This is a genomic window from Frigoribacterium sp. PhB160 (assembly GCF_003751785.1).
Taxonomy (GTDB): Bacteria; Actinomycetota; Actinomycetes; order Actinomycetales; family Microbacteriaceae; genus Frigoribacterium.
Map to the genome: position 1 here is coordinate 581,359 of NZ_RKIE01000002.1, position 22,004 is coordinate 603,362.

At 73.0% G+C, this 22,004-nt stretch carries 19 protein-coding genes and 1 tRNA gene; 13 read left to right on the forward strand and 7 right to left on the reverse strand.

The window, feature by feature from the left end; genetic code table 11:
* The first annotated feature begins 74 nt into the window (after positions 1-74).
* The 4 genes from EDF38_RS11700 (at position 75) to EDF38_RS11715 (ending at position 5,641) form a co-directional block, all read left to right on the forward strand.
* Positions 75-1,184: a PDZ domain-containing protein gene (locus tag EDF38_RS11700; protein WP_123355569.1), complete on the forward strand. Its 1,110-nt coding sequence runs from the start codon at positions 75-77 to the stop codon at positions 1,182-1,184.
* Positions 1,185-1,343: 159 nt separating this feature from the next.
* Complete coding sequence (locus EDF38_RS11705; RefSeq protein WP_233572405.1) at positions 1,344-4,223, forward strand: UPF0182 family protein; 2,880 nt, start codon at positions 1,344-1,346, stop codon at positions 4,221-4,223.
* Between the two features lie 125 nt (positions 4,224-4,348).
* Positions 4,349-4,422, forward strand: a tRNA-Met gene (locus EDF38_RS11710).
* A gap of 115 nt (positions 4,423-4,537) precedes the next feature.
* Positions 4,538-5,641 (forward strand): glycerate kinase, encoded by a 1,104-nt coding sequence (locus tag EDF38_RS11715; RefSeq protein WP_123355571.1) that lies wholly within the window; start codon positions 4,538-4,540, stop codon positions 5,639-5,641.
* 54 nt (positions 5,642-5,695) lie between these two features.
* On the opposite strand, the gene EDF38_RS11720 is transcribed toward EDF38_RS11715, so the two are convergent.
* Positions 5,696-6,895, reverse strand: a complete 1,200-nt coding sequence (locus tag EDF38_RS11720; RefSeq protein ID WP_123355572.1) for an aminotransferase class I/II-fold pyridoxal phosphate-dependent enzyme — start codon at positions 6,893-6,895, stop codon at positions 5,696-5,698.
* 159 nt (positions 6,896-7,054) lie between these two features.
* On the opposite strand from EDF38_RS11720, the gene EDF38_RS11725 reads away from it, so the two are divergent.
* The 6 genes from EDF38_RS11725 to EDF38_RS11750 all read left to right on the forward strand — a co-directional run bounded on the left by EDF38_RS11725 (position 7,055) and on the right by EDF38_RS11750 (position 13,527).
* Positions 7,055-8,845: a S1C family serine protease gene (locus EDF38_RS11725; RefSeq protein WP_123355573.1), complete on the forward strand. Its 1,791-nt coding sequence runs from the start codon at positions 7,055-7,057 to the stop codon at positions 8,843-8,845.
* Positions 8,846-8,988: 143 nt separating this feature from the next.
* Entirely contained in the window at positions 8,989-10,032 is a 1,044-nt protein-coding gene (locus EDF38_RS11730) for a glycosyltransferase family 2 protein (protein WP_123355574.1), read from the forward strand.
* A gap of 6 nt (positions 10,033-10,038) precedes the next feature.
* Positions 10,039-10,848, forward strand: coding sequence for a CDP-alcohol phosphatidyltransferase family protein (locus EDF38_RS11735; protein ID WP_123355575.1), 810 nt, complete (start codon positions 10,039-10,041; stop codon positions 10,846-10,848).
* Entirely contained in the window at positions 10,845-11,720 is an 876-nt protein-coding gene (locus EDF38_RS11740; RefSeq protein ID WP_123356017.1) for a glycosyltransferase family 2 protein, read from the forward strand. The genes EDF38_RS11735 and EDF38_RS11740 overlap by 4 nt, the downstream gene beginning before the upstream one ends.
* A 74-nt stretch (positions 11,721-11,794) precedes the next feature.
* Positions 11,795-13,120 (forward strand): CDP-glycerol glycerophosphotransferase family protein, encoded by a 1,326-nt coding sequence (locus EDF38_RS11745; protein WP_233572406.1) that lies wholly within the window; start codon positions 11,795-11,797, stop codon positions 13,118-13,120.
* Between the two features lie 98 nt (positions 13,121-13,218).
* On the forward strand, positions 13,219-13,527 hold the full coding sequence (locus EDF38_RS11750) for a helix-turn-helix domain-containing protein (RefSeq protein WP_123355576.1): 309 nt from the start codon (positions 13,219-13,221) through the stop codon (positions 13,525-13,527).
* 12 nt (positions 13,528-13,539) lie between these two features.
* Here the strand turns inward: EDF38_RS11750 and EDF38_RS11755 are convergent, their stop codons facing one another.
* The 5 genes from EDF38_RS11755 to EDF38_RS11775 form a co-directional block, all read right to left on the reverse strand.
* Positions 13,540-13,815, reverse strand: a complete 276-nt coding sequence (locus EDF38_RS11755) for a hypothetical protein (RefSeq protein ID WP_123355577.1) — start codon at positions 13,813-13,815, stop codon at positions 13,540-13,542.
* Positions 13,816-13,932: 117 nt separating this feature from the next.
* Complete coding sequence (locus tag EDF38_RS11760) at positions 13,933-14,712, reverse strand: hypothetical protein (protein WP_233572407.1); 780 nt, start codon at positions 14,710-14,712, stop codon at positions 13,933-13,935.
* A 9-nt stretch (positions 14,713-14,721) separates the two neighbouring features.
* Entirely contained in the window at positions 14,722-15,498 is a 777-nt protein-coding gene (locus EDF38_RS11765) for an ABC transporter ATP-binding protein (RefSeq protein ID WP_123355578.1), read from the reverse strand.
* Positions 15,498-16,295, reverse strand: a complete 798-nt coding sequence (locus tag EDF38_RS11770; protein ID WP_233572408.1) for an ABC transporter permease — start codon at positions 16,293-16,295, stop codon at positions 15,498-15,500. Before EDF38_RS11770 ends, EDF38_RS11765 begins: the two co-directional genes overlap by 1 nt.
* A gap of 50 nt (positions 16,296-16,345) precedes the next feature.
* Entirely contained in the window at positions 16,346-17,059 is a 714-nt protein-coding gene (locus tag EDF38_RS11775; protein ID WP_123356026.1) for an NTP transferase domain-containing protein, read from the reverse strand.
* A gap of 280 nt (positions 17,060-17,339) precedes the next feature.
* On the opposite strand from EDF38_RS11775, the gene EDF38_RS16245 reads away from it, so the two are divergent.
* Genes EDF38_RS16245 through EDF38_RS11790 form a run of 3 tightly spaced genes read left to right on the forward strand, consistent with a single transcriptional unit; the run spans position 17,340 to position 20,645 of the window.
* Positions 17,340-18,818: an ABC transporter ATP-binding protein gene (locus EDF38_RS16245; RefSeq protein WP_233572409.1), complete on the forward strand. Its 1,479-nt coding sequence runs from the start codon at positions 17,340-17,342 to the stop codon at positions 18,816-18,818.
* Positions 18,794-20,359, forward strand: a complete 1,566-nt coding sequence (locus tag EDF38_RS15940) for an ABC transporter permease (RefSeq protein ID WP_158613369.1) — start codon at positions 18,794-18,796, stop codon at positions 20,357-20,359. Before EDF38_RS16245 ends, EDF38_RS15940 begins: the two co-directional genes overlap by 25 nt.
* Before the next feature lie 25 nt (positions 20,360-20,384).
* Positions 20,385-20,645, forward strand: a complete 261-nt coding sequence (locus EDF38_RS11790; protein ID WP_123356030.1) for a DUF3039 domain-containing protein — start codon at positions 20,385-20,387, stop codon at positions 20,643-20,645.
* A gap of 34 nt (positions 20,646-20,679) precedes the next feature.
* Here the strand turns inward: EDF38_RS11790 and EDF38_RS11795 are convergent, their stop codons facing one another.
* The gene (locus EDF38_RS11795) at positions 20,680-21,930 is read right to left on the reverse strand and encodes a nicotinate phosphoribosyltransferase (protein ID WP_233572450.1); all 1,251 of its coding nucleotides are present in this window, start codon (positions 21,928-21,930) and stop codon (positions 20,680-20,682) included.
* Positions 21,931-22,004: the final 74 nt, after the last annotated feature.

A 22,004-nucleotide genomic window follows, 5' to 3' on the forward strand; every position in this document is an offset into this window, starting at 1 on the left:
CAGGAACAGCCTGGGACAGTGCCGCCGCCCCGAGGTCCGCCGTGCGCCCTCGGCGAACATCTGGAAGGACCCTCGTGGCCGTCTTCACGCCTCCGGCCCGCCCCGCCGTCCGACCGGGCCGCGGAGGCGCCGTCGGCTGGACGCTGCTGGTGGTCGCCCTGGTCGCCGGGCTGGTGCTCACGTTCCTCCCCTCGCCGTACCTGATCGAGCAGCCGGGCCCCGTCTTCGACACCCTCGGCGCGGCCGAGTACGAGGGCCAGGACGAGCCCCTGATCACGGTCGACGGCCACGAGACCTACCCGACGGCGGGCACGCTCGACCTGCTGACCGTGAGCGTGCAGGGCAACGAGAGCGTCCGCCCGAGCTGGATCGACGTGGTCCGCGCCTGGTTCTCGCCCAGCAGGGCCGTCGTGCCGGTCGAGGCGATCTACCCCTCGGGCGTCACGAACGAGCAGGTCGACGAGCAGAACGCGGTCGACATGCAGAACTCGCAGAAGTCCGCCGTCGCGGCGGCCCTGATCCACGAGGGCTACGACGTGCCGAGCTCGGTGACGGTCAGCCAGGTGCAGGCCGACGGGCCCTCGGAGGGCGTCCTGCAGGAGGGCGACGTGGTCGTGAGCGTGAACGGCACCGACCTGACGACGAACGGCGACGTCGACGTGCTGCGCGGCGTCGTGGCCGACAACGGGGCCGCGACGCCGGCCACGCTGGTGGTCGAGCGCGCCGGGACCCGGGTCACCGAGGAGGTCACCCCGGAGGAGGTGCAGCAGACGGCGCTGCTCGGAGTGGGCGTCAGCGTCGACTACACCTTCCCCTTCGACGTCACGCTCCGGCTCGACAAGGTCGGCGGGCCGAGCGCCGGCATGATGTTCGCCCTCGGCATCATCGACAAGACGACGCCGGGCGAGCTGAACGGCGGCGAGCAGGTGGCCGGCACGGGCACGATCACCGCCTCGGGCACGGTCGGGGCGATCGGCGGCATCCGGCAGAAGCTCTACGGCGCGCGCGACGCCGGGGCGACCGTCTTCCTCGCACCGGAGTCGAACTGCGACGAGGTCGTCGGCCACGTGCCGGACGGGCTCGACGTCTACGCCGTGGGCACCCTCGACGACGCGGTGACCGCGCTCGAGACCGTCGCGTCCGACGGCGACGTCGCCGCGCTGCCCACCTGCACAGCCAGCTGACCGCTCGCGTCCAGCCAGGTCATGGGCAGCTGGGCCAGGGTCGAACGGTCAGGGGCGGCACGTACGATGGAGGTCCTCGTCCCCTGAGCCAGGAGCACCCTCTTGACGTCACCTGCATCGTCGCCACCCGCACGACGTTCGCCCCGAGCGCCCATCCTCGTGACGGTGGCGGTCCTCGCCGCCCTGGTCATCGCGTTCTTCATCTTCTCGTCGCTGCTGACGGACTTCCTCTGGTACGACCAGCTGGGCTTCGCCACCGTCCTCACCACGCAGTGGATCGCCGGCGCGGTGATGTTCCTGATCGGGTTCGTGGCGATGGCCGTCCCGGTCTTCGTCAGCATCGACGTGGCGTTCCGGTTCCGTCCGGTCTACGCGAAGCTCAACTCGCAGCTCGACCGCTACCAGCAGGTCATCGAGCCCCTGCGCCGGGTCGTCGTCTTCGGGGTGCCGATCGTGCTCGGCCTGTTCGCCGGCATCGCCGCGTCGAGCCGCTGGGAGGTCACCCTCCAGTGGCTGAACCGCACGCCGTTCGGCCAGACCGACCCGCAGTTCGGCCTCGACATCGGGTTCTACGTGTTCGAGCTGCCCTTCTGGCAGGGCATCGTCGGCTTCGCGTCGGCCGTCGTGCTGATCTCCGGCCTCGCGGCCGTGGCCACGAGCTACCTCTACGGGGCCCTGCGCTTCTCGGGCCGCGACGTGCGCATCTCGCGCGTGGCGCGCATCCAGCTGGCCGTCACCGCCGCCGTCTACCTGTTGCTGCAGGGCGTCAGCCTCTGGCTCGACCAGTACGCGACGCTCACCGACGGCACGAACAAGCTGATCACCGGCGCGACCTACACCGACGTCTACGCGGGCATCCCCGGCAAGCAGATCCTCGCGCTCGCCGCGGCGGTCGTCGCGATCCTGTTCATCGTCACCGCGATCGTGGCCCGCTGGCGCCTCAGCGTCATCGGCACGGCCGCGCTCATCGTCATCAGCATCATCGTGGGCGGCATCTACCCCTGGATCGTGCAGCGCTTCCAGGTCGACCCGAGCGAGGGGCCGGTCGAGTCGAGCTACATCGAGCGCAACATCCAGGCGACGCGGGACGCCTACGGCGTGAGCGACGTGCAAGAGGAGTCGTACGACGCCCAGTCCGACGCCGCCGCCGGCGCGCTCGCGGGCGACGCGGTCACGACCGCCAACATCCGCATCATCGACCCCGCCCTCGTCACGGACGCCTTCGCGCAGCTGCAGCAGTACCGCCAGTACTACAGCTTCCCCGAGCAGCTCTCGGTCGACCGCTACACGATCGACGGGCAGCAGCAGGACACGGTGATCGCGGTGCGCGAGCTCAGCACCGACCAGCTCGGCAGCTCGGCCACGCCCTACAACACCGCCTTCGTCTACACGCACGGCTACGGCGTCGTGGCGGCGTACGGCAACCAGCGCTCCGCGGACGGCCAGCCCGTCTTCCTCGAGTCGGGCATCCCCGTCTCGGGCGCGCTCGGCGACGCCGACAGCTACGAGCCGCGCATCTACTTCGGCCAGCAGTCGCCGGCGTACTCGATCGTGGGCGGCGACGGCTCGAACGACATCGAGCTCGACTACCCCTCGGGCAGCAACGACAACGGCACGAACCAGACGACGACCTTCGAGGGCGACGGCGGGCCGAAGCTCGACAACGCCTTCAAGAAGCTCATCTACGCGATCAAGTTCCAGTCGGAGCAGATCTTCCTGTCGGACGCCGTCAACCCCGACTCGCAGATCATGTACGACCGCGACCCGTCGCAGCGCGTGCAGAAGGTGGCGCCTTACCTCACCATCGACAGCGCGCCGTACCCGGCCGTCGTCGACGGGCGCATCCAGTGGATCGTCGACGGCTACACGACGACCCGCGAGTACCCGTACTCCGACCCGCAGGCGCTCTCGGACGCCATCGCGGACACGTACACGCCGCGTCCGACCTACGCCTCGAACGAGATCAACTACATCCGCAACTCGGTCAAGGCCACCGTCGACGCGTACGACGGCTCGGTCAAGCTCTACGCCTGGGACGTCAACGACCCGGTGCTCAAGACGTGGCAGAAGATCTTCCCGTCGTCGACCACGCCGCTGTCCGAGATGTCGGTCGAGCTCATGGAGCACGTCCGCTACCCGCAGGACATGTTCAAGGTGCAGCGCGCGATCCTCAGCACGTACCACGTGACCGACTCGAACTCGTTCTACTCGAGCGACGACGCGTGGGTGACGCCGAACGAGCCGACGACCACGTCCGCGAACGCGGCCCTGCAGCCGCCGTACTACCTGACGCTGCAGCTGCCCGACCAAGACCCGGCCTTCTCGATCTACTCGACCTACATCCCGCAGCAGACGAGCGACAACGCCCGCAACGTGCTGACGGGGTACCTCGCGGCGAACGCCGACGCGGGGTCGACGCCGGGTGAGATCGCCGACAGCTACGGTCGGCTCACGTTGCTGACCCTGCCGAAGACCGACACCGTGCCCGGCCCGGGCCAGGTCCAGAACAACTTCAACACCGACACCGCGGTGGCGAACCAGCTGGCCCTGCTCACCCGAGGCGACACGAGCGTGGTGCGGGGCAACCTGCTGACGCTCCCCGTCGGCGGCGGCCTGCTGTACGTCCAGCCGATCTACGTGAAGTCGAACTCCGAGACGTCGTACCCGGTGCTGCAGAAGATCCTGGTCTCGTTCGGCGATCAGATCGCCTTCGAGGACACCCTCAACGGCGCGCTCGACTCGCTGTTCGGCGGCAACTCGGGTGCGGACGCCGGTGACAACGACCTGCCCGACACGGGCGGCACCGACGCCGGAGGAACCGGCGACGCGGGTGCCGGCGACGCGGGCGGTGACGCCGGCGGCACGGGCGGCACCGACAACGCGGCCCTCGACAGCGCGCTCGCCGACGCGCAGTCGGCGCTGAGCGACCGTGCCGCGGCCTACGCCGACAACGACCTGGTGGGCGCGGCCGAGGCCGACCAGCGACTCCAGGACGCCTTGGAGGCGGCCGTCGCGGCCGGCGGGATCACCGGTCAGTAACGCTCCGCCGGCACCTCCACCGACCGCCCCTCGACCTCGTCGAGGGGCGGTCGGTGCGTCCGGGCAGCGTGCGGCGGCCTCGATTGGACGTCGCGCGGGAGCCGTGATAGTGTTTCTTCTTGTGCCGCGGGGTGGAGCAGTTCGGTAGCTCGCTGGGCTCATAACCCAGAGGTCGTAGGTTCAAATCCTGCCCCCGCAACAAATCGCAGCACCGATGAGAAAGCCCTGGTCTTCTGACCAGGGCTTTTTCGTGTCTCCGGGCCCGCGAGGCGATCCCGGCCGCGGGGTCGCTCGTCCTGTGCCACTGTGGGCACATGTCGCCGCTGAGGGTCGCCGTCGCTCCCGACTCGTTCAAGGGCAGCCTCGACGCCCGGGACGTCGCCGAGGCGCTGGCCCGGGGCTGGGCGAGCGTGCGGCCCGACGACGAGATCGACCTGGTGCCCCTGGCCGACGGGGGCGAGGGGACCCTCGACGCCTTCGAGGCCGCTGTGCCCGGTGCCGTCCGCCACCTCGTCGACGTGCCGGGCCCCGACGGACGGCCCCACACCGCCTCCTGGCTGATGCTGCCGGACGACGTCGCGGTGACCGAGCTCGCCTGTGCCAGCGGACTGCCCCTCCTGGCCGCGCCCCTGCCCCACGACGCCCACACCCGCGGCCTCGGCCGAGTCGTCGCCGCAGCCCTCGACGCCGGCGCCCGTCGCGTCGTGGTGGGCCTCGGGGGGAGCGCGTCCACCGACGCGGGGGCGGGCGTCCTCACGGAGCTCGGCGCGCGCCTCCTCGACTCGGTGGGCGAGCCGGTGGCCGACGGGGCGCACGGGCTCTCGACCGCCGTGCGCCTCGACGCGTCGGGGCTGAGGCCCCTGCCGGTCGACGGGGTGACGGCGCTGACCGACGTCCAGGCGCCGCTCCTGGGCCCGACGGGTGCCGCGGCGGTCTTCGGGCCGCAGAAGGGCGCGGGGCCGGACGACGTGCTGGCCCTCGAGTCGTCGCTGGAGGCGTTCGCGGCGCTGGTCGACGTCGACCCCGCGACACCGGGCTCCGGCGCGGCCGGCGGGACGGCCTTCGGGCTGCTCGTCTGGGGCGCGACGCTGGCACCCGGGGCCGCGGCCGTCGCCGAGGCGGTCGGGGCGGCCACGCGCCTGCGGAGGGCCGACGTGGTCGTGACGGGCGAAGGGCGCTTCGACTCCCAGACGGCCGGCGGCAAGGTCGTGTCGTGGGTGCTCGGCGCCGTGGGCGGGGGCGGCGCGCGGGTCTGCCTCGTCGCGGGCGTCGTCGACGCGACGACGGCCGAGCTCGACCCCTTCGACGCCGTCGTGGAGACGTCGGAGCTGGCCGGGGGAGCGGAGCGCTCCCTGGCCGAGCCCGTGGCCTGGGTCGAGGCCGCCGGCGCCGCGCTGGCCGCCCGGCAGCCGCGCTGACGGGGCGGGCGCACCGGCTCGCCGTCACGCCGAGCCGTCAGCCTCTCGGCGCGGTCAGGCCCGCAGCCGCGCGAGCTGCTCGACCGCCCGCTCGAGGACCTCGGTCTTCTTGCAGAAGGCGAACCGGACGAGCGACGACGTCCCCGGCGCCCCGCCGTCCCGGCAGAACGCGCTGAGGGGCACGCCCACGACGCCCGCCAGCTCGGGCAGGCGCCGGCAGAGCTCGGCGGCGTCGTGGTGGCCGAGCGGTGCGGCGTCGGCGACGACGAAGTACGACCCGTGCGACGGCGACACTGCGAACCCGGCCGCCTCGAGGCCCGCCGAGAGCAGGTCGCGCTTGGCCTGGAGCCCGGCGGCCAGCTGCGAGAAGTACTCGTCGGGCAGCCGGAGCCCGACGGCGATCGCGGGCTGGAAGACCGAGGCGTTGACGTACGTGAGGTACTGCTTCACGGTGAGCACGCGCGACACGAGCTCCTCCGGCCCCGACAGCCAGCCGACCTTCCACCCCGTCGTCGCGAAGGTCTTGCCGCCGCTCGAGACCGTGATCGTGCGCTCGGCCGCCCCCGGCAGCGTCGAGATCGGCACGTGTCGCGCGCCGTCGAAGAGCAGGTGCTCGTAGACCTCGTCGGTGACGATCACGGCGTCGTGCAGGCGGGCCAGCTCGACGACGAGGCGTCGGGTCGCGTCGTCGAGCACCGTCCCGGTCGGGTTGTGCGGGTCGTTGACCACGACCACCCGTGTGCGGTCGGAGAACGCCGCACGCAGCTCGCCGTGGTCGACCCGGAAGTCGGGACCGTGGAGGCGCACCGTGACGTGCGTGCCCCCCGCCAGGCCGACCAGGGCGCCGTACGCGTCGTAGAACGGCTCGAGGGTGACGACCTCGTCGCCGTCGTCGACGAGGGCGAGCAGGGTCGCCGCGAGGGCCTCGGTGGCGCCGGCCGTGACGAGCACCTCGCGGGCGGGGTCGAGCTCGATGCCGTAGAAGCGGCGCTGGTGCTCGGCGACCGCGTCGAGCAGCCCGGGCGTGCCGCGCCCGGGCGGGTACTGGTTCAGCCCCGCGTCGATGGCGGCGTGGGCGGCGGCGAGCACCTCGGCGGGCCCGTCCTCGTCCGGGAACCCCTGCCCGAGGTTCACCGCGCCGGTGCGGGCCGCGAGGGCCGACATCTCCGCGAAGATCGTCGTGGCGAGGCGACCGTGGTCGTCGAGCAGCATGGCGCCGCGGGCGGCGCGTTCCCAGGGGGCCGGTGCAGTCATGGTGCCGTCACCGTATCCCGCCGTCACGGGGTCCGGGCGGCGGCCCGCGGGGGCGGTCCAGCGACCGCTTGTCCGCACGGCAGGCCGCTCCCAGGGTCGCCATATGCTGCGCACAGGTTCGACGACCAGGCTGTGGGGGCTTGAGAGGAGCACCGCCCCATGAACGAGACCCCCCGCGGCAGCGACGACGCCGACGACACGACCCGCCGACCCGACGAGGCACCGACGCCCGAGGCGTCCGACGGCCGAGCGCCGGAGGCGCGGGTCGAGCCCGGAACGGAGGGCCGCGCTCCCGAGGCGCCCGCCCGCGGTCCCGTGGCCGACGACCCGGCCGTGACGTTCGGTGCGCCTCCCCTCCCGGGCACCGGCCCCCGCTCGCTCGACGAGGAGGCCGGGCGACCGCCCGCCCCCGGTCAGCAGCCGGCGTCGTACCAGCACCCGTCTTCATACCAGCAGCCCGCGTCGTACCAGCAGCCCGGCTCGTACCAGCAGGCGGGCTCGTACCAGCAGCCCGGCTCGTACCAGCAGGCGGCCTCGTACCAGCAGCCAGGCTCGTACCAGCAGCCCGCGTCGTACCAGCAGCCCGGCTCCTACCAGCAGCCCGCCTCGTACCAGCAGGCAGGCTCGTACCAGCAGCCCGCGTCCTACCAGCAGCCTGGCTCGTACCAGCAGCCCGCCGGCCACGACGCGACGACCGCGTACGACACGACCCCCTACCCGACGGCCGACGGCTCGGCCTGGAGCGCCCCGGCGCCCGCCGGCACGGCCACGAAGAAGCGCAGCGGCCGCGGCGTGCTCGCGGCGACCCTCGCGGTCGGCCTCCTCGCGGGCGGTGCCCTCGGCGGCGTCGTCGGCGGCAGCGTCGCGTCGGGCGACGGCACCGCGACGGTCGCCGGGCAGTCCCGCGACCTGACGGTCAACGACTACGCCGACGCGACGGCGATCACCGCCGTGGCGGCCAAGGCCACGCAGTCGGTCGTCACCATCAACGTCACCTCCGGCAGCTCCGGCGGCACGGGGTCCGGGGTCATCCTCACCGACGACGGCTACATCGTGACCAACACCCACGTCGTGACCCTCGACGGGGCGAGCGCCTCGGGCACGATCTCGGTCACCCTGAGCGACGGGCGCATCCTGCCCGCCGAGGTCGTGGGCCTCGACCCGACGGTCGACCTCGCCGTGCTGAAGATCGACGCCACCGACCTCGAGCCGATGTCGTTCGCCGACTCGTCGAAGCTCAACGTCGGCGACACGGCCGTCGCGATCGGCGCGCCCCTCGGCCTGTCGAACACCGTCACCGACGGCATCGTCTCGACCCTCAACCGCAGCATCACGGTGCAGTCGTCGGCCGCGCCCAGCGACGGCTCCGACCAGGGCGACCAGAACGACAACAACGGGCAGGGGCCGTTCTCGTTCAACAACGGCGACGGGAGCACCCAGAACCAGGCCAGCAGCGTCATCTCGCTGCCGGTGATCCAGACCGACGCGTCCATCAACCCGGGCAACTCGGGCGGCGCTCTCCTCGACGCCCAGGGCGAGCTCATCGGCCTCAACGTCGCCATCGCGAGCTCCGGCTCGTCGTCGGGCAGCATCGGCGTCGGCTTCTCGATCCCGTCGAACCTCGTCGACCGGGTCTCGAAGGAGATCATCGCGGGCGGCAGCGCGTCGCACGGCCTCCTCGGCGCGAGCGTCGACGACGCCGCGAACGTCTCGGGCGCCACGCAGGTGGGCGCCGTGATCGTCGAGATCAGCAGCGGCGGGGCGGCGCAGGCCGCCGGCCTCCGCCAGGGCGACGTCGTGACCGAGTTCAACGGCGTGCCCGTGACGAGCCGCACCGACCTCACGGCCCAGGTGCGCTTCCTCGCCGGCGGCAGCGACGCCGACCTCACCTACGTCCGGGACGGCGCGACCGCCACGACGTCGGTCACGCTCGGCACGCTGACCAGCTGACGCCGCGCCGCTCCGCCCGAGGGCGGCCCCGGGTCCCTCGACCCGGGGCCGCCCTCGTCTGTTGATAGGCTCGCGACGATCTCCGGAGCACTCCTCCGCACCCGACCGTGCGCCCAGCGCCGCGAGCCCGAGGCACGACTGACATGGCACTCTTCGACACGCCCCTCCCCGGCGTGTCCTACGTCATGCCCGTGCTCAACGAGGAGCGCGAGATCCGGGCGGCCGTCGAGAGCCTCGTCGCGCAGGACTACGAGGGCCCCTTCGAGGTGCTGCTCGCGCTCGGCCCGAGCGTCGACCGCACGAACGAGGTCGTCGCCGAGATGTCGGCGGCCGACCCGCGCATCCGCAGCCTGCCGAACCCCGTCGGCTCGACCCCGGCCGGCCTCAACGTCGCCATCCGTGCCTCGGTGCACCCGGTCACGGTCCGCGTCGACGCCCACTCCGTCCTGCCGCCCGAGTACACCCGCCTCGCCGTCGAGGCGCTCCGGCGCAGCGGTGCCGACAACGTCGGCGGCATCATGCTCGCCGAGGGCCGCACCCCCTTCGAGAAGGCCGTCGCCCGGGCCTACGGCAGCCGGGTGGGCCTCGGCGGCACGCCCCACCACGTCGGAGGCGCGGAGGGGCCCACCGAGACCGCGTACCTGGGCGTGTTCGTGCGGTCGCGCCTGCTCGAGGTCGGGCTCTTCGACGAGGGAGTCAAGCGGGGCCAGGACTGGGAGCTGAACCGCCGCCTGAGGGCGTCGGGCGGCACCGTCTGGTTCACGCCCGAGCTCGTGGTCACGTACCGTCCCCGTCCCAGCCTGCGCAAGCTCGCGCGCCAGTTCGTCGCGACGGGCCTGTGGCGGGGAGAGCTCTCGCGGCGCTTCCCCCGGGCGAACACCGTGCGGTACCTCGTGCCGCCCGCGATGGTCGTCGGCGCGAGCCTCGGCCTGCTCGTGGGCCTCGTCGGCGTCGTCGGGGCGATGACGGGCAGCGGCCTGGCCTGGGCGATGCTCGGCTTCGTCGTGCCGGGCGTGTACCTCGCCTTCGTGCTCGCGGCGGCCGTGCTCGCCGCCCGGGGCGAGGACCTCCGCACGCGCCTGTGGTTTCTCGTAGTCTTGCCTTCCATCCACTTCGGCTGGGGATTCGGCTTCGTCTTCGGGTTCCTGAACCTGACGAAGAACATCACCGCTCACACCGGGAGGTAGCAGCCCTTGACCGCGCTGCCCACGAGGCCGACCTCGATCGACGAGCTCCGCCGCGTCGCCCAGCCGCCCGAGGTCCGCAGCCGGGCCAACGCCGAGCACTGGACCGCGTCGCTCTACCTGCGCGACGTGTCGCCGTACCTGACCTGGTGGCTGCTCAAGACGAGCATCTCGGCCAACGGCGTCACGGGGCTCATGATCCTCACCGGCTGGGCGACCGCGGCCGCGCTGCTCGTCCCCGGCATCGGCGGGGCGATGCTGGCGCTCGTGCTCGGCCAGCTGCAGATGCTCGTCGACTGCTGCGACGGCGAGGTGGCGCGCTGGCGGGGCAGCAGCTCGCCCGCGGGCGTGTTCCTCGACAAGGTCGGGCACTACTCGACGGAGGCACTGATCCCGGTGGTGCTCGGGGTGCGGGCCGCGGGCTGGCCGTTCGACGCCCCCGCCGACTACCTCTGGACGACCCTCGGGCTGGCGCTCGCCCTCGTCATCGTCCTCAACAAGGCCCTCAACGACATGGTGCACGTGGCGCGGGCCGCGGCCGGCCTGACCCGCCTCGAGGACAAGAAGGGCGGCGTCACCGTGCCGAGCGGGCGACTGCTCTCGCGCCTCCGCTCGGCCGCGAGGTTCGTGCCGTTCCACCGGCTCTACCACTCCGTCGAGCTGACCATGCTCGCCGTCGTCGCGGCCCTCGTCGGCCTCGTCCTCGACGACCCGCTGCTCGCCGACCGGGCCCTCCTCGTCGTGCTGCTGCCGCTGTCGGTCCTGGCCCTCGGCGGGCACTTCGTCGCCATCATGGCGTCGCGCCGGGTGCGCTCCTGAGCGCGGGGCGTCCGACGGTCGGCGTCGTCAGCCTGACGCAGGGCCGGCGGCCCGCCGACCTCGCCCGCGGCCTCGAGAGCCTCCTCGCCCAGGAGGGCGTCGACGTCGACGTCGTCTGCGTCGGCAACGGCGGCGGACCCGGGGCCGTGCCCGAGGGCGTCCGCGTGCTCCAGCTCCCCGAGAACGCCGGCATCCCCGCCGGGCGCAACCGGGGGGCCGAGCTGGTGGCCGGCGACTACGTCTTCTTCCTCGACGACGACGCCAGCCTGCCGTCGCCGACGTTCCTCCTCGACGCTGTGGCGCTGCTCCGCCGCGAGGGCGACGTGGGCCTCCTCCAGCCGCGCGTCGTCGACCCCTCGGGGGTCGCGAGCCCGCGCCGCTGGATCCCGCGCCTCCGCAAGGGCGACCCGGCCGAGAGCAGCGACGTGTTCTCCGTCTGGGAGGGGGCGACCCTCCTCCCGCGCGACGTCTTCGACGCCTGCGGCGGCTGGGGCGAGCCCTACTTCTACGCCCACGAGGGCATCGAGCTCGCCTGGCGCGTCTGGGCCCAGGGCCGGCGCGTCCGGTATGCGGGCGACCTCGTCGCCCACCACCCGGCGATCGACCCCGCCCGCCATGCCGAGTACCACCGCCTGAACGCCCGCAACCGGGTCTGGCTGGCGAAGCGCAACCTGCCCTGGCCGCTCGTCCCGGTCTACGTCGGCTCCTGGACCGCCGTCCAGGTCCTCCGCTGGGCGACGACCCCCCGTCGTCTCGGCGCGTGGTTCGGCGGCTGGGCGGAGGGCTGGCGCACGTCGCCCGGCGGACGGCGCTCGATGGGCTGGGCGACGGTGGCCCGCATGGCGCGTTCGGGGCGACCCCCCGTCATCTAGGCGCGCGTGCTCCGGTTAGCCTGGTGGGGTGCGGTGCTCCCGGTCGCACGACGCCCGATGAACGGAGGACCTCCGTGCCCTTGATCAGGGACCTCTCCCTCGCCCGCGGACTCGCGACGCGGGCCCTGCGGTCGCGGCGGCAGCGACGCCGGCTCGACGCCATGGGGGCCGAGCGGCAGGCCCGCGAGCCGGAGCCCGGCACCGTGCGCGTCGCCGTCTACTTCGCCGACTCGGCCGTGAACATGTACCAGATCCGCCAGTGGTACGGCCCTCTCGCCCACCTGGCCCGCACGGTCCCGGTCGCCATCGTCTCGCGGTCGCCGGGTGCCATGCTCACGCTTCTCGAGGAGTCGCCGGTGCCGGTCGTCTACGCCCGGCGCGTGACCGACCTCGAGGCCTTCGTCGAGGCGCAGCCCCTCGCCCTCACGCTCTACGTCAACCAGAACGCGAAGAACTTCCAGATGATGCGCTACGGCCGCATGTGGCACGTCTTCGTGAACCACGGCGAGAGCGACAAGATGTACATGACGACCAACCAGTTCAAGGCGTACGACTACGCCTTCGTCGCCGGGGACGCCGCCCGCGCGCGGCTCGAGGCCAAGCTCTGGGACTACGACCTCGACAAGCGCGCCGTGCCGATCGGCCGACCGCAGACCGACCACCTCGACGGCACCCCGCCCTTCGTGCCCGACGACCGGACGGTCGTCCTGTACGCCCCGACCTGGGAGGGCGACCGGTCGTCGGCAGCCTACGGGTCGATCGCCTCGCACGGCACCGCGCTCGCGCGTGCCGTCCTCGCGAGCCCTCGTCACCGGCTGGTCTACCGGCCCCACCCGCGCAGCGGCGTCGTCGACCGCGACTACCGGCGTGCCCACCAGGAGATCGTCGCGGCCATCGCCGCCGCCGACCCCGCGGCCGGGCACCTCCACGACGCCGGGGGAGAGCTCGGCTGGCAGCTCGCCGTCGCCGACGTGGCCGTGACGGACATCTCGGCCATGGTCTACGACCGCCTCGCCACGGGCAAGCCGCTCCTGGTCACCCGCCCGACGTCGCCCGACGCGGACGTCGACGAGCAGGGCTACCTCGGCGCGGCCGAGTGGCTGACCGCCGACGACGCGTCCGCCGTCGTCGAGGTCGTCGACCGGCTGCTCGCCGACCCGGACGCCGCGGGGCGCCTCGACCACTGGGTGCAGCGACACTTCGGCGACACGACGCCGGGTGCCGCGACGGCGCGGTTCGAGGCGGCGGTCGGCCGCCTCGTGGCCCTGCGGGACGAGTACGCCGCGCGCGACGAGGCGTCGGCCGCCCCGGCCCCGCGCCCGTCGTCACGGCCCGGGGACGCCGAGGCCCGCCGACGATCGCTCGTGGTCGACGACGACGGCGACGACGGTCTCGACTGAGCGGTCGACGCGGCGCGTGAGGCATGTGTGCCTCCTGCCTGCAATCCCAGGTGTTCTGCACTCTGGATTCACAGCGCTCAGATGCGTATCCATGAGGTATGCCTGAGCCCTCGTCGCCCGCTGCCCGCCTCTTCGGGGACCGCGTCCGTGCCGAGCGGCAACGGCTCGGGCTGAGCCAGGACGAGGTCGCCCACCTGGCAGGGATGAACGTGTCGAACTACGGCAAGATCGAGCGCGGCGTCGGCAACCCCGTGCTGCACACGATCGTCCGACTCGCGGTCGTGCTCGGCGTCGACCCGGCCGTGTTCGTGGCGGAGATGTCGAGCGAGCACCTCCCGCCCGTCATCGAGACCTTCTCCGCTGCCGACTACGTGGCCGAGCGTCGAGCCCGGGCCGCCCGCCCGTAGGCGTGGCCCCGGTCAGAAGCTGAAGCGCCAGAGGTACTCTTCGCCGGTGGGGCGGAACCAGCGGACGACGGCGATCGCGCTGCGGCTGAGCTCGATGCCGATGACGCTGACGGTCATCGACGCGCCGGGCTCGAGCCGCGTCGAGGCGACCGGGACGAGCAGGCCGCACCCCAGCAACGTCACCCGGAGCCCGAGCACGGGCTCGTCGCCGCGGTTGACGAGCCGGTGGACGCGGGGTGCCCGACTGCGGTCGAGCTCGAACGGGACGGCGTAGGCGGGGGTGAGCATGGCGGCACCGTAGGGCGAGCCCGCGACGTCGACGCGGAGATGCTGGGGAGGAGGCGCCACCGGGGAGGAGGCGCGAGGCCGGGGACGGTGGAGGCGCGGGCGGTCGACCGCGCGGGCTCAGGCCTCGAGCTCGGGCGGGAACGACGACGGGGCCGGTCCGAAGGCCGCCCGGGCGCTCGTGACGACCTTGCGGCCCAGCATGTGGTTGCCCGCGCCGCCGACGACGGCGCCGATGCCGAAGGGCACCGCACGCCCGAGGATGGTCGCGCCCTGCGAGGCCGCGAAGCGCCGGACGAAGTGCTTCCTCACCGTGTCGGTGAGGCCGCCGAGCGCTGCCTTCGGCACCTTCTCGGTGACGAGCTCGCCCCAGAAGGCCGTCCGGGCCGGGGCCGTGCCGATCGCCTCGCCCGCGAACTGCCTCACGAGCGCCGCCCCCGGGGTGCCGAGGATCATCGTCATGACGAGCGCTCGGGCCCGCTCGGGGTCCGTGACGGCGATGCCGTGCACCTCGGTGACGGACTGGGCGAAGAGCGCGCTGGCCTCGAGGAACCCGGCGGTCTCGACGCCGGAGAGCGCGAGGGCGACGCCCCAGCCCACGCCGGGCACGACGGCGCTGGCCCCGACGGCCGCGCCGCCGGTCGTGACCGCGGCCAGGTACTCGCGCTCGAGGATGCGGATCAGCTGTTCCGGCGAGGCCTTCTTGTGCCGACGACGCAGTGCGCGGACGTGGCGGACGGCGACCGGCCGCTGCACCGACAGCACGCGGTCGAGCCGCCGGAGCCAGGGGGAGGACTCGAGGTCCGCCTGGTCGTCGTCGTCCTTGGTCTCGGGGGTCGACTCGAGGGGGCGGTCGCCCGTGACGTAGGGGTCGAGCGGCTGGTCGTTCTCGGCGGGCATCGCCAGAGCCTACGCCGCGGGCCGGGGAGGATGGTCGGAGCGGTAGCGGGCCAGCGCCTCCTCGATGGGGCCGTCCAGCACGAGCTGACCGCCGTCCAGGTAGAGGCCGCGGTCGCAGAAGCGCTTGAGGTCGCGCTCGTTGTGCGACACGAGGAAGAGGGTGCGACCGTCGGCGAGCATCTGCTCGATGCGGCGGTAGCACTTCTCGCGGAAGGCCGCGTCGCCGACCGCCAGCACCTCGTCGACCAGGATGACGGGCTCGTCGAGGCGCGAGATCACCGCGAAGGCGATGCGGACCTTCATGCCGCTGGAGAGGTGCTTGTAGGGCGTGTCTACGAAGGCCGCGATCTCGGCGAAGTCGATGATCTCGTCGAAGCGCTCGTCGATCTCGGCCCGGCTCATGCCGTGCAGCCCCGCCGTCAGGTAGACGTTGTCGCGCACCGTCAGGTCGGCCACGAAGCCGCCGGTGATCTCGATGAGCGGCGCCACCCCGCCGCGCACGACGACGTGCCCGGTGTCGGGGAGGATCACCTCGGCCACGAGCTTGAGCAGGGTCGACTTGCCCTGGCCGTTGCGGCCCACCACGCCGATGGCCTCACCGGGCCGGACGTCGAACGAGACGTCGCGGAGGGCCCAGAACTCGCCCGGACGGCTTCGACGGCGGCTGTCGGAGAAGAGGTCCTTGAACGACCGACGCCCTCGGCGGTTGCGGCGGAAGCGGATCCCGACCCCGGCCACGCTGATCACGGGCGCCGTGGCGCCGGCGGGGGATGAGACGTCGTCCATCAGATCTCCTTCAGCACGGCGCGCTCGCTGCGGCGGAACACGACGAGGCCGACGGCCAGCAACGCGAGGCACATGCCTCCGCCGACGACCGCCTCGAGGACGTCGAGCTGCTCCGGGAAGAAGGCCGAGCGGTACAGCCCGAAGATGCCGCTCAGCGGGTTGAAGGCCGCCAGCACGTGCAGCTGCTCGGGCAGGTCGTTCGTGCCGTAGATGATCGGCGACGCGTAGAAGAGGAACCGCAGGGCCAGCTTCGTGGCTCGCTCGAGGTCGCGGAAGAACACGACGAGCGGAGCGACGATCAGCCCGACGCCGGCCACGAGCACGGCCTGCATCACCATCGCCAGGGGGAAGAAGACGACCTGCCAGTGCAGGTGCGCACCCCCGAGCACGGCGAACAGCGCCAGCACGGGGAGGCTCAGGGCGAATTCGATGCCCTTCGACCCGACGAGGCGGAGCACCCAGATCGTGCGGGGGATCTTCGTCGACCGCACGAGCTTGGCCTCGCGGAGGAACGCCCGGGTGCTGTCCGAGACGGCGCCGTTGAACCACATCCACGGCAGGAGCCCGCTGAGGAGGAACACGATGTACGGCTCGGCCCCGACGTCGCGCTGGAACACGACCTGGAAGACGAAGTAGTAGATGCCCGCCATGACGAGCGGGTCGAGGATCGACCAGACGTAGCCGAGCGCCGAGGTCGAGTAGCGGACCTTGAGGTCGCGACTCGTCAGCAGCCACAGGGTCTGGCGGTAGCGGGCGGCACCGGATCGGCGCGGGCGCTCGGCCAGGGCAGTGCTCACGGTCGTCCTCAGCGGTCGGGGGACACCCCCGAGCGCCTGGCGCCCGGTGATCAGACGAACAGGTTCGCGCGCTCGAGGTCTTCGGCGAAGTCGACCTCGACGGCGTAGAGGTCGGTGATGTCCACGGGCTCAAAGAGTAGCCCGTCCTGCTCGATCGCCAGTTCGATGCCGCGCTCGAAGTAGTCCTGCGCGCCGACCTTGCCCAGCTGGCGCTGGAGCGCCTGCTTGTCGGCGCCGGAGACGTAGTTGATGCCGACGGCCTCGCCGAGCCCGCCCTTGACCTGCTTCGACAGCTCGTCGATGTAGCCCTCGGCGTCGGTCGTGTACTTGACCTCTTCGTCGGAGACCTTCGAGGTGTTGACCGTGACGAACGACTGGTCGTCGCGGACGAGGCGCGCGGCGCGCTTCAGGGCCTCGGGGTCGAAGACGACGTCGCCGTTCATCCACAGGACGCCGCCCGCGGCGCTGGCCTGCAGGGCGCGGAGCAGGCTCTTCGACGTGTTGGTCTGGTCGTACTGCTCGTTGTAGACGAACGAGGCGTCGGGGAAGGCCTCGACGATGTGCTCGAACTTGTAGCCGACGACGACCGTGATGCGGGCGCGCTCGCCGAAGGCCTCGTGGATGTTCTCGAACTGCTGCTGCATGATCGTGCGGCCGTCGCTCAGCTCGGTGAGCGACTTGGGCAACGAACGCCCGAGGCGGCTGCCGAGCCCGGCGGCCAGGATGACGACCTGCTGGGCGGCGATGTCGTTCTTGCGGTTCATGTCGGTGCGGCTCACGTCTTGCTCCTCACAGGGGCGAGGACGGGTATCTCCGTCGTCCTCGGTCGCCCCGGCGGATCGGAAGGCCGCCGTCATCGGGGCCGATTCCGTCTCGTGTTCGAGCGGAGTTCACCGCGGAGCCTCGATCTGGACACGTCGTCGTGCTTCCCCAGAGTAGCGTGCGCCTCCTCGTCGGGGTACGTCGCGGGGCATAGTCGTGTCCTTTTCGTGATGCGACGACGCCGTGCGGGTGACGGGGCACGACGGGCGGTACGGTTGACCGATGGTTCCTGAGCGCGACGACCAGACGGGTGCGCACCCCGGTCGACCGCAGGGCCACGGCGACGACACGGGCACACGGGGGGACGCGATGGACGACGAGGCGACGGCGCGCGAGGCGACCGGCCCGCAGGAGGCGCGGGTCGGCGACGAGGCCGCTGCGGCCCCCTCCTCGGCGGCGCCCGCGCGGCCGGGATCGACTCCCGGCGGCTCCCGGCCCGCCCCCAAGCGCAAGCCCTCCTCCCCGCGCACCGCCGCCGACCGGTCGGCCGCGGCGAAGAAGGCCGCCGCCACACGGGCCGCGAACGCCCGGGCTCGGGCAGCCGCCGCGGCCGCGGCCGCCGCCGCAGCAGCCGAGGAGGCCGAGGTCGCCGAGGACGCCGTCGTCGACGCGGAGGTCGCGACCGAGGCCGGCACGGCGACGCCCGAGACGGTGGACGAGCCGACGGATGCGCCTGCGGGACCCGTGGACGACGCGCCCGAGCTCGTCGAGGCCGCTCCGTCGCAGGACGACGAGACAGCCGACGACGGGTCCGGGGCCGAGGCCGTGGCCGTGGCCGTGGCCGAGGACGCTCCGTCGACCTCGCTCGTGACGGCGCCCGGAGGCGAGGTCGACGCCGACGCAGACGTCGACGCCGACGCCGAGGCAGAGGCCGAACCAGAGGCCGAAGCCGAGGCCGAGGCCGAGGCCGAGACGTCGGGCGAGCCCGACCCGGGCGAACGGCCGGTCGTCCTCTCGATCAAGGGCCTCGTCAAGCGCTACGGCGGGACCGTGGCCGTCGAGGGTGTCGACCTCGAGGTGCGCGCCGGCTCCTTCTACGGCATCGTCGGGCCCAACGGCGCCGGCAAGACGACGACGTTGTCGATCGTGACCGGGCTGCTCCGCCCCGACGAGGGCACCGTGACGGTGCTCGGCTCCGACGTCTGGGCCGACCCCGCCGCGGCCAAGCGCGCCCTCGGCGTGCTGCCCGACCGCCTCCGGCTCTTCGACCGGCTCACCGGCGCCCAGCTGCTCTACTACTCCGCCACCCTCCGGGGCCTCGACGGGTCGACGGCGCGCAAGCGCTCGGCCGACCTCGCCGAGGCCTTCGGGCTGCAGGACGCCCTCGGGCGCCTGGTCAGCGACTACTCGGTCGGCATGACGAAGAAGATCGCCCTGGCGGCCGCCGTCATCCACTCGCCGCGCGTGCTGGTGCTCGACGAGCCCTTCGAGTCGGTCGACCCGGTCTCGGCCGCCACCGTCACCGAGGTGCTGCAGCGCTACGTCGCCGGCGGCGGCACGGTGCTGCTGTCGAGCCACAGCATGGACCTCGTCGAGCGCATCTGCGACAGCGTCGCAGTGATCGTCGACGGCCACGTGCTGGCCAGCGGCTCGGTCGACGAGGTGCGCGCCGGACGCTCGCTCGAGCAGACGTTCGTGGAGCTCGCGGGCGGCCGCGCCGTGACGGAGGGCATGGAATGGTTGCAGAGCTTCTCCGACTGAGGCTCCAGACGATCGCCAACACCGTCCGCACGACCCCGGGTCGGCTGATGGTCACGGTCGTCTCGGTCCTCCTCGTCCTCGTCGCCTCGCTCGTCCTCTCCGGCCTGGCCGGGGGACTCCGCGACGCCCCCCTCTCCGACGTGCGCGCGCTCGTCGTCGGCGGGGGAGCCCTCGTGCTCGTGGGCTTCGCCGTCGTGCCCTTCGCGACGGTGCGGCCCCCGTGGCACGACCCCCGACGCCTGGCCGTGCTCGGCGTCCCGGCGACGCCCGCGGCGGTCGGCCTCGCCCTGGGCGCGGCCGTCGGCCTGCCCACCCTCGCCCTCGCGGTGCTGTCGACGGGCTACGTGCGCTCGTGGGACTCGGGGTCGGGCGTCGCGACGGCGGCCGTCCTCGCCGCCCTCATGGCCGGGGCCACGGCGTTGCTCCTCGCCCTCGTCGCCTCCACCGTCAACGCCGTGCTGCTGACGACCCGTCGCTCGCGCCAGTTCCTCACGGTCGGCGCGGTCGTCGTCGCCCTGCTGCTCGTGCCCCTCGTCATCGACCTCGTCCGGTCGACCCTGCCGGGCGGCTCGGGCACCGGCGTCATCGCGGACGCCCTCGCCTGGACGCCCTTCGGCGCGGCGCTGGCGCTGCCCGGCCACGTCGCGGCCGGCGACTCCGGTCGCGTCGCCGCCGACGTGGTCGTCGCCGTCGTCACGCTCGCGGGCCTCGTCGCGGCCTGGCGGGCCCTCGTGGCTCGCGGCCTCGCCGACCGGCCCGAGGCCGACGACGCCCCGGGCTCGCCGACGCTCGGCTGGTTCGACTTCGTCCGCGCCGGGCCGACCGGCGCCGTGGCCGCCCGCAGCCTGACCTACTGGGCGCGCGACGCCCGGTACCGGATGTCGCTCGTCATCCTCCCCTTCCTGCCCCTGCTCGTCGTGCCGCTCGGCATCGCCGGCGTGAGCTGGCACTGGCTCGCCCTCGTGCCCGTGCCCCTCATGTGCCTCATCCTCGGCTTCCTGCCGCACAACGACGTCGCGTACGACAGCACCGCGCTGTGGCTGCACGTGGCGACCGACACGAAGGGCCTGGCGGACCGCGTGGGCCGGCTCGCGCCTCCGTTGCTGATCGGGGTGCCCCTGGTCGTGGTCGGGTCGCTCGTGGCCGTCTGGGCGTTCGGCGACTGGACCGCCCTGCTGCCCGAGCTCGGCGTCAGCGCCGGGCTGCTGCTCAGCGGCCTCGGGCTCTCGAGCGTGATGTCGGCGGCGATGCCGTACGCCGCGGTGCGGCCGCACGACGACCCGTTCCAGCAGCCGCAGGCCGCCGGCAGCGCGTCGGTGACGGCCCAGGTGACGATGATCGCGGGGACGCTGCTGCTCACCGCGCCCGCGTTCTGGTTCGCCGGTCGGCACCTGCTCGCGGGAGTCGACGGGGCCGGCGGCTGGTCGTTCGCGACGGGGGTCGGCGTGGGGCTCGTCGTGCTCGTGGTCGGCGTGCTGGCGGGCGCCCGGGTGTTCGCCGCGCGCGCACCGGAGCTCCTCGCGTTCACCCTCCGCAGCTAGGCCACGCCGTCGTACGATGGTCGGCATGAGCAACACGGAAACCGGCGGTGGCCTCGACGTCCTCGATCGCGAGCTCGAGAAGCTCCTCACGGAGGACGTAGTCGACCCGGGCGACCACGAGCGCTTCTCGCACTACGTGAAGAAGGACAAGATCATGGAGTCGGCCATGAGCGGCAAGCCCGTCAAGGCCCTCTGCGGCAAGAAGTGGACCCCGGGTCGCGACCCGGAGAAGTTCCCTGTCTGCCCGACCTGCAAGGACATCTACGAGAAGATGAAGTCCGAGTAGCCGGCGTCCAGGCGGCGGCCGCGGTCGCGGCGAGTCAGCGGTAGACCGTCGGCAGCACCGGCTCGCCACGGCTGAGGCGCAGGGCGTCGGCCGGGAGCTCGGCCACGGCCGCGGCGCGGTGCTCACGGGCCCGGGCCGTGCCGGCCTCGCCGAGCCATCGCTCGTCGACGACCCCGCCGGTGACGAGCGGCACCAGCAACGGTCGCTCGCCGTCGCGGGCGTCGTCGTCGCCGATGCGCACCAGCTCGGTGGTCGCGACCCCGTCGGCCAGCACGCGGACAGGTGCCTTGCGGCCGCCGACCGTCGCCTTCTCGGCCGACTTCTTGGCGACCGACACCCAGGCGCCGTCGCCGTCGCGCCGGGCGACGAGCTTGAAGACCATGCCCGCGGCGGGGTGGCCCGAGCCGGAGACGACGGAGGTGCCGACGCCGAAGGCGTCGACGGGAGCCGCGCGGAGGGCCGCGATCGTGTGCTCGTCGAGGTCGTTGGTGACGGTGATCTTCGTGCCGGTCGCCCCGAGCTCGTCGAGCTGGCGACGCACCTGTGCCACGACCGACGGCAGGTCGCCGCTGTCGATGCGGACGGCGCCGAGACCGGTGCCGGCGACCTCGACGGCCGTGCGGACGGCCGTGGGCACGTCGTAGGTGTCGACGAGCAACGTCGTGCCCGGCCCGAGCGTGGCGACCTGGGCGCGGAAGGCGTCTTCTTCCGTGTCGTGGAGGAGGGTGAACGCGTGGGCGGCGGTGCCCATCGTCGGGACGCCCCACGTGCGCCCGGCCTCGAGGTTGCTCGTGGCGCCGAAGCCGGCGATCCAGGCGGCGCGGGCGGCGGAGACGGCGCTGCGCTCGCCGGTGCGGCGTGAGCCCATCTCGGCGAGCGGTCGCCCGTCGGCGGCCGACACCATGCGCGCGGCGGCGCTCGCGACGGCCGAGTCGTAGTTGAAGACGCTGAGCGCGAGGGTCTCGAGGAGGACCCCCTCGGCGAAGCTCGACTCGACGACGAGGATCGGCGACCCGGGGAGGTAGACCTCGCCCTCCGCGTAGCCGCGCACGTCGCCCGAGAACCGGTAGTCGGCGAGCCAGTCGATCGTGCGGTCGTCGACGATGCGGCCGGCCCGCAGCCACTCGAGCTCGGGCTCGCCGAACCGGAATCGCGACAGCTCGTCGAGGAAGCGCCCGGTGCCCGCGACGACGCCGTAGCGACGGCCCTCGGGGAGGCGCCGGGCGAAGAGCTCGAAGACGCAGGCGCGGTCGGCGGTGCCCGCCTGGAGGGCGGCCTCGACCATCGTGATCTCGTACCGGTCGGTCAGCAGCGCGCTCGTCACGCCGCCAGCCTAGGCGCACGGCGACGGGTAGGCTC

Coding starts and splice junctions, on each gene's coding strand:
- EDF38_RS11715 (WP_123355571.1), top strand. CDS start 4,538: ATGTCGCCGCTGAGGGTCGCCGTCGCTCCCGACTCGTTCAAGGGCAGC.
- EDF38_RS11720 (WP_123355572.1), bottom strand. CDS start 6,895: ATGACTGCACCGGCCCCCTGGGAACGCGCCGCCCGCGGCGCCATGCTG.
- EDF38_RS11725 (WP_123355573.1), top strand. CDS start 7,055: ATGAACGAGACCCCCCGCGGCAGCGACGACGCCGACGACACGACCCGC.
- EDF38_RS11730 (WP_123355574.1), top strand. CDS start 8,989: ATGGCACTCTTCGACACGCCCCTCCCCGGCGTGTCCTACGTCATGCCC.
- EDF38_RS11750 (WP_123355576.1), top strand. CDS start 13,219: ATGCCTGAGCCCTCGTCGCCCGCTGCCCGCCTCTTCGGGGACCGCGTC.
- EDF38_RS11755 (WP_123355577.1), bottom strand. CDS start 13,815: ATGCTCACCCCCGCCTACGCCGTCCCGTTCGAGCTCGACCGCAGTCGG.
- EDF38_RS11760 (WP_233572407.1), bottom strand. CDS start 14,712: ATGCCCGCCGAGAACGACCAGCCGCTCGACCCCTACGTCACGGGCGAC.
- EDF38_RS11765 (WP_123355578.1), bottom strand. CDS start 15,498: ATGGACGACGTCTCATCCCCCGCCGGCGCCACGGCGCCCGTGATCAGC.
- EDF38_RS11775 (WP_123356026.1), bottom strand. CDS start 17,059: ATGAACCGCAAGAACGACATCGCCGCCCAGCAGGTCGTCATCCTGGCC.
- EDF38_RS16245 (WP_233572409.1), top strand. CDS start 17,340: ATGGTTCCTGAGCGCGACGACCAGACGGGTGCGCACCCCGGTCGACCG.
- EDF38_RS15940 (WP_158613369.1), top strand. CDS start 18,794: ATGGTTGCAGAGCTTCTCCGACTGAGGCTCCAGACGATCGCCAACACC.
- EDF38_RS11790 (WP_123356030.1), top strand. CDS start 20,385: ATGAGCAACACGGAAACCGGCGGTGGCCTCGACGTCCTCGATCGCGAG.
- EDF38_RS11795 (WP_233572450.1), bottom strand. CDS start 21,930: ATGGTCGAGGCCGCCCTCCAGGCGGGCACCGCCGACCGCGCCTGCGTC.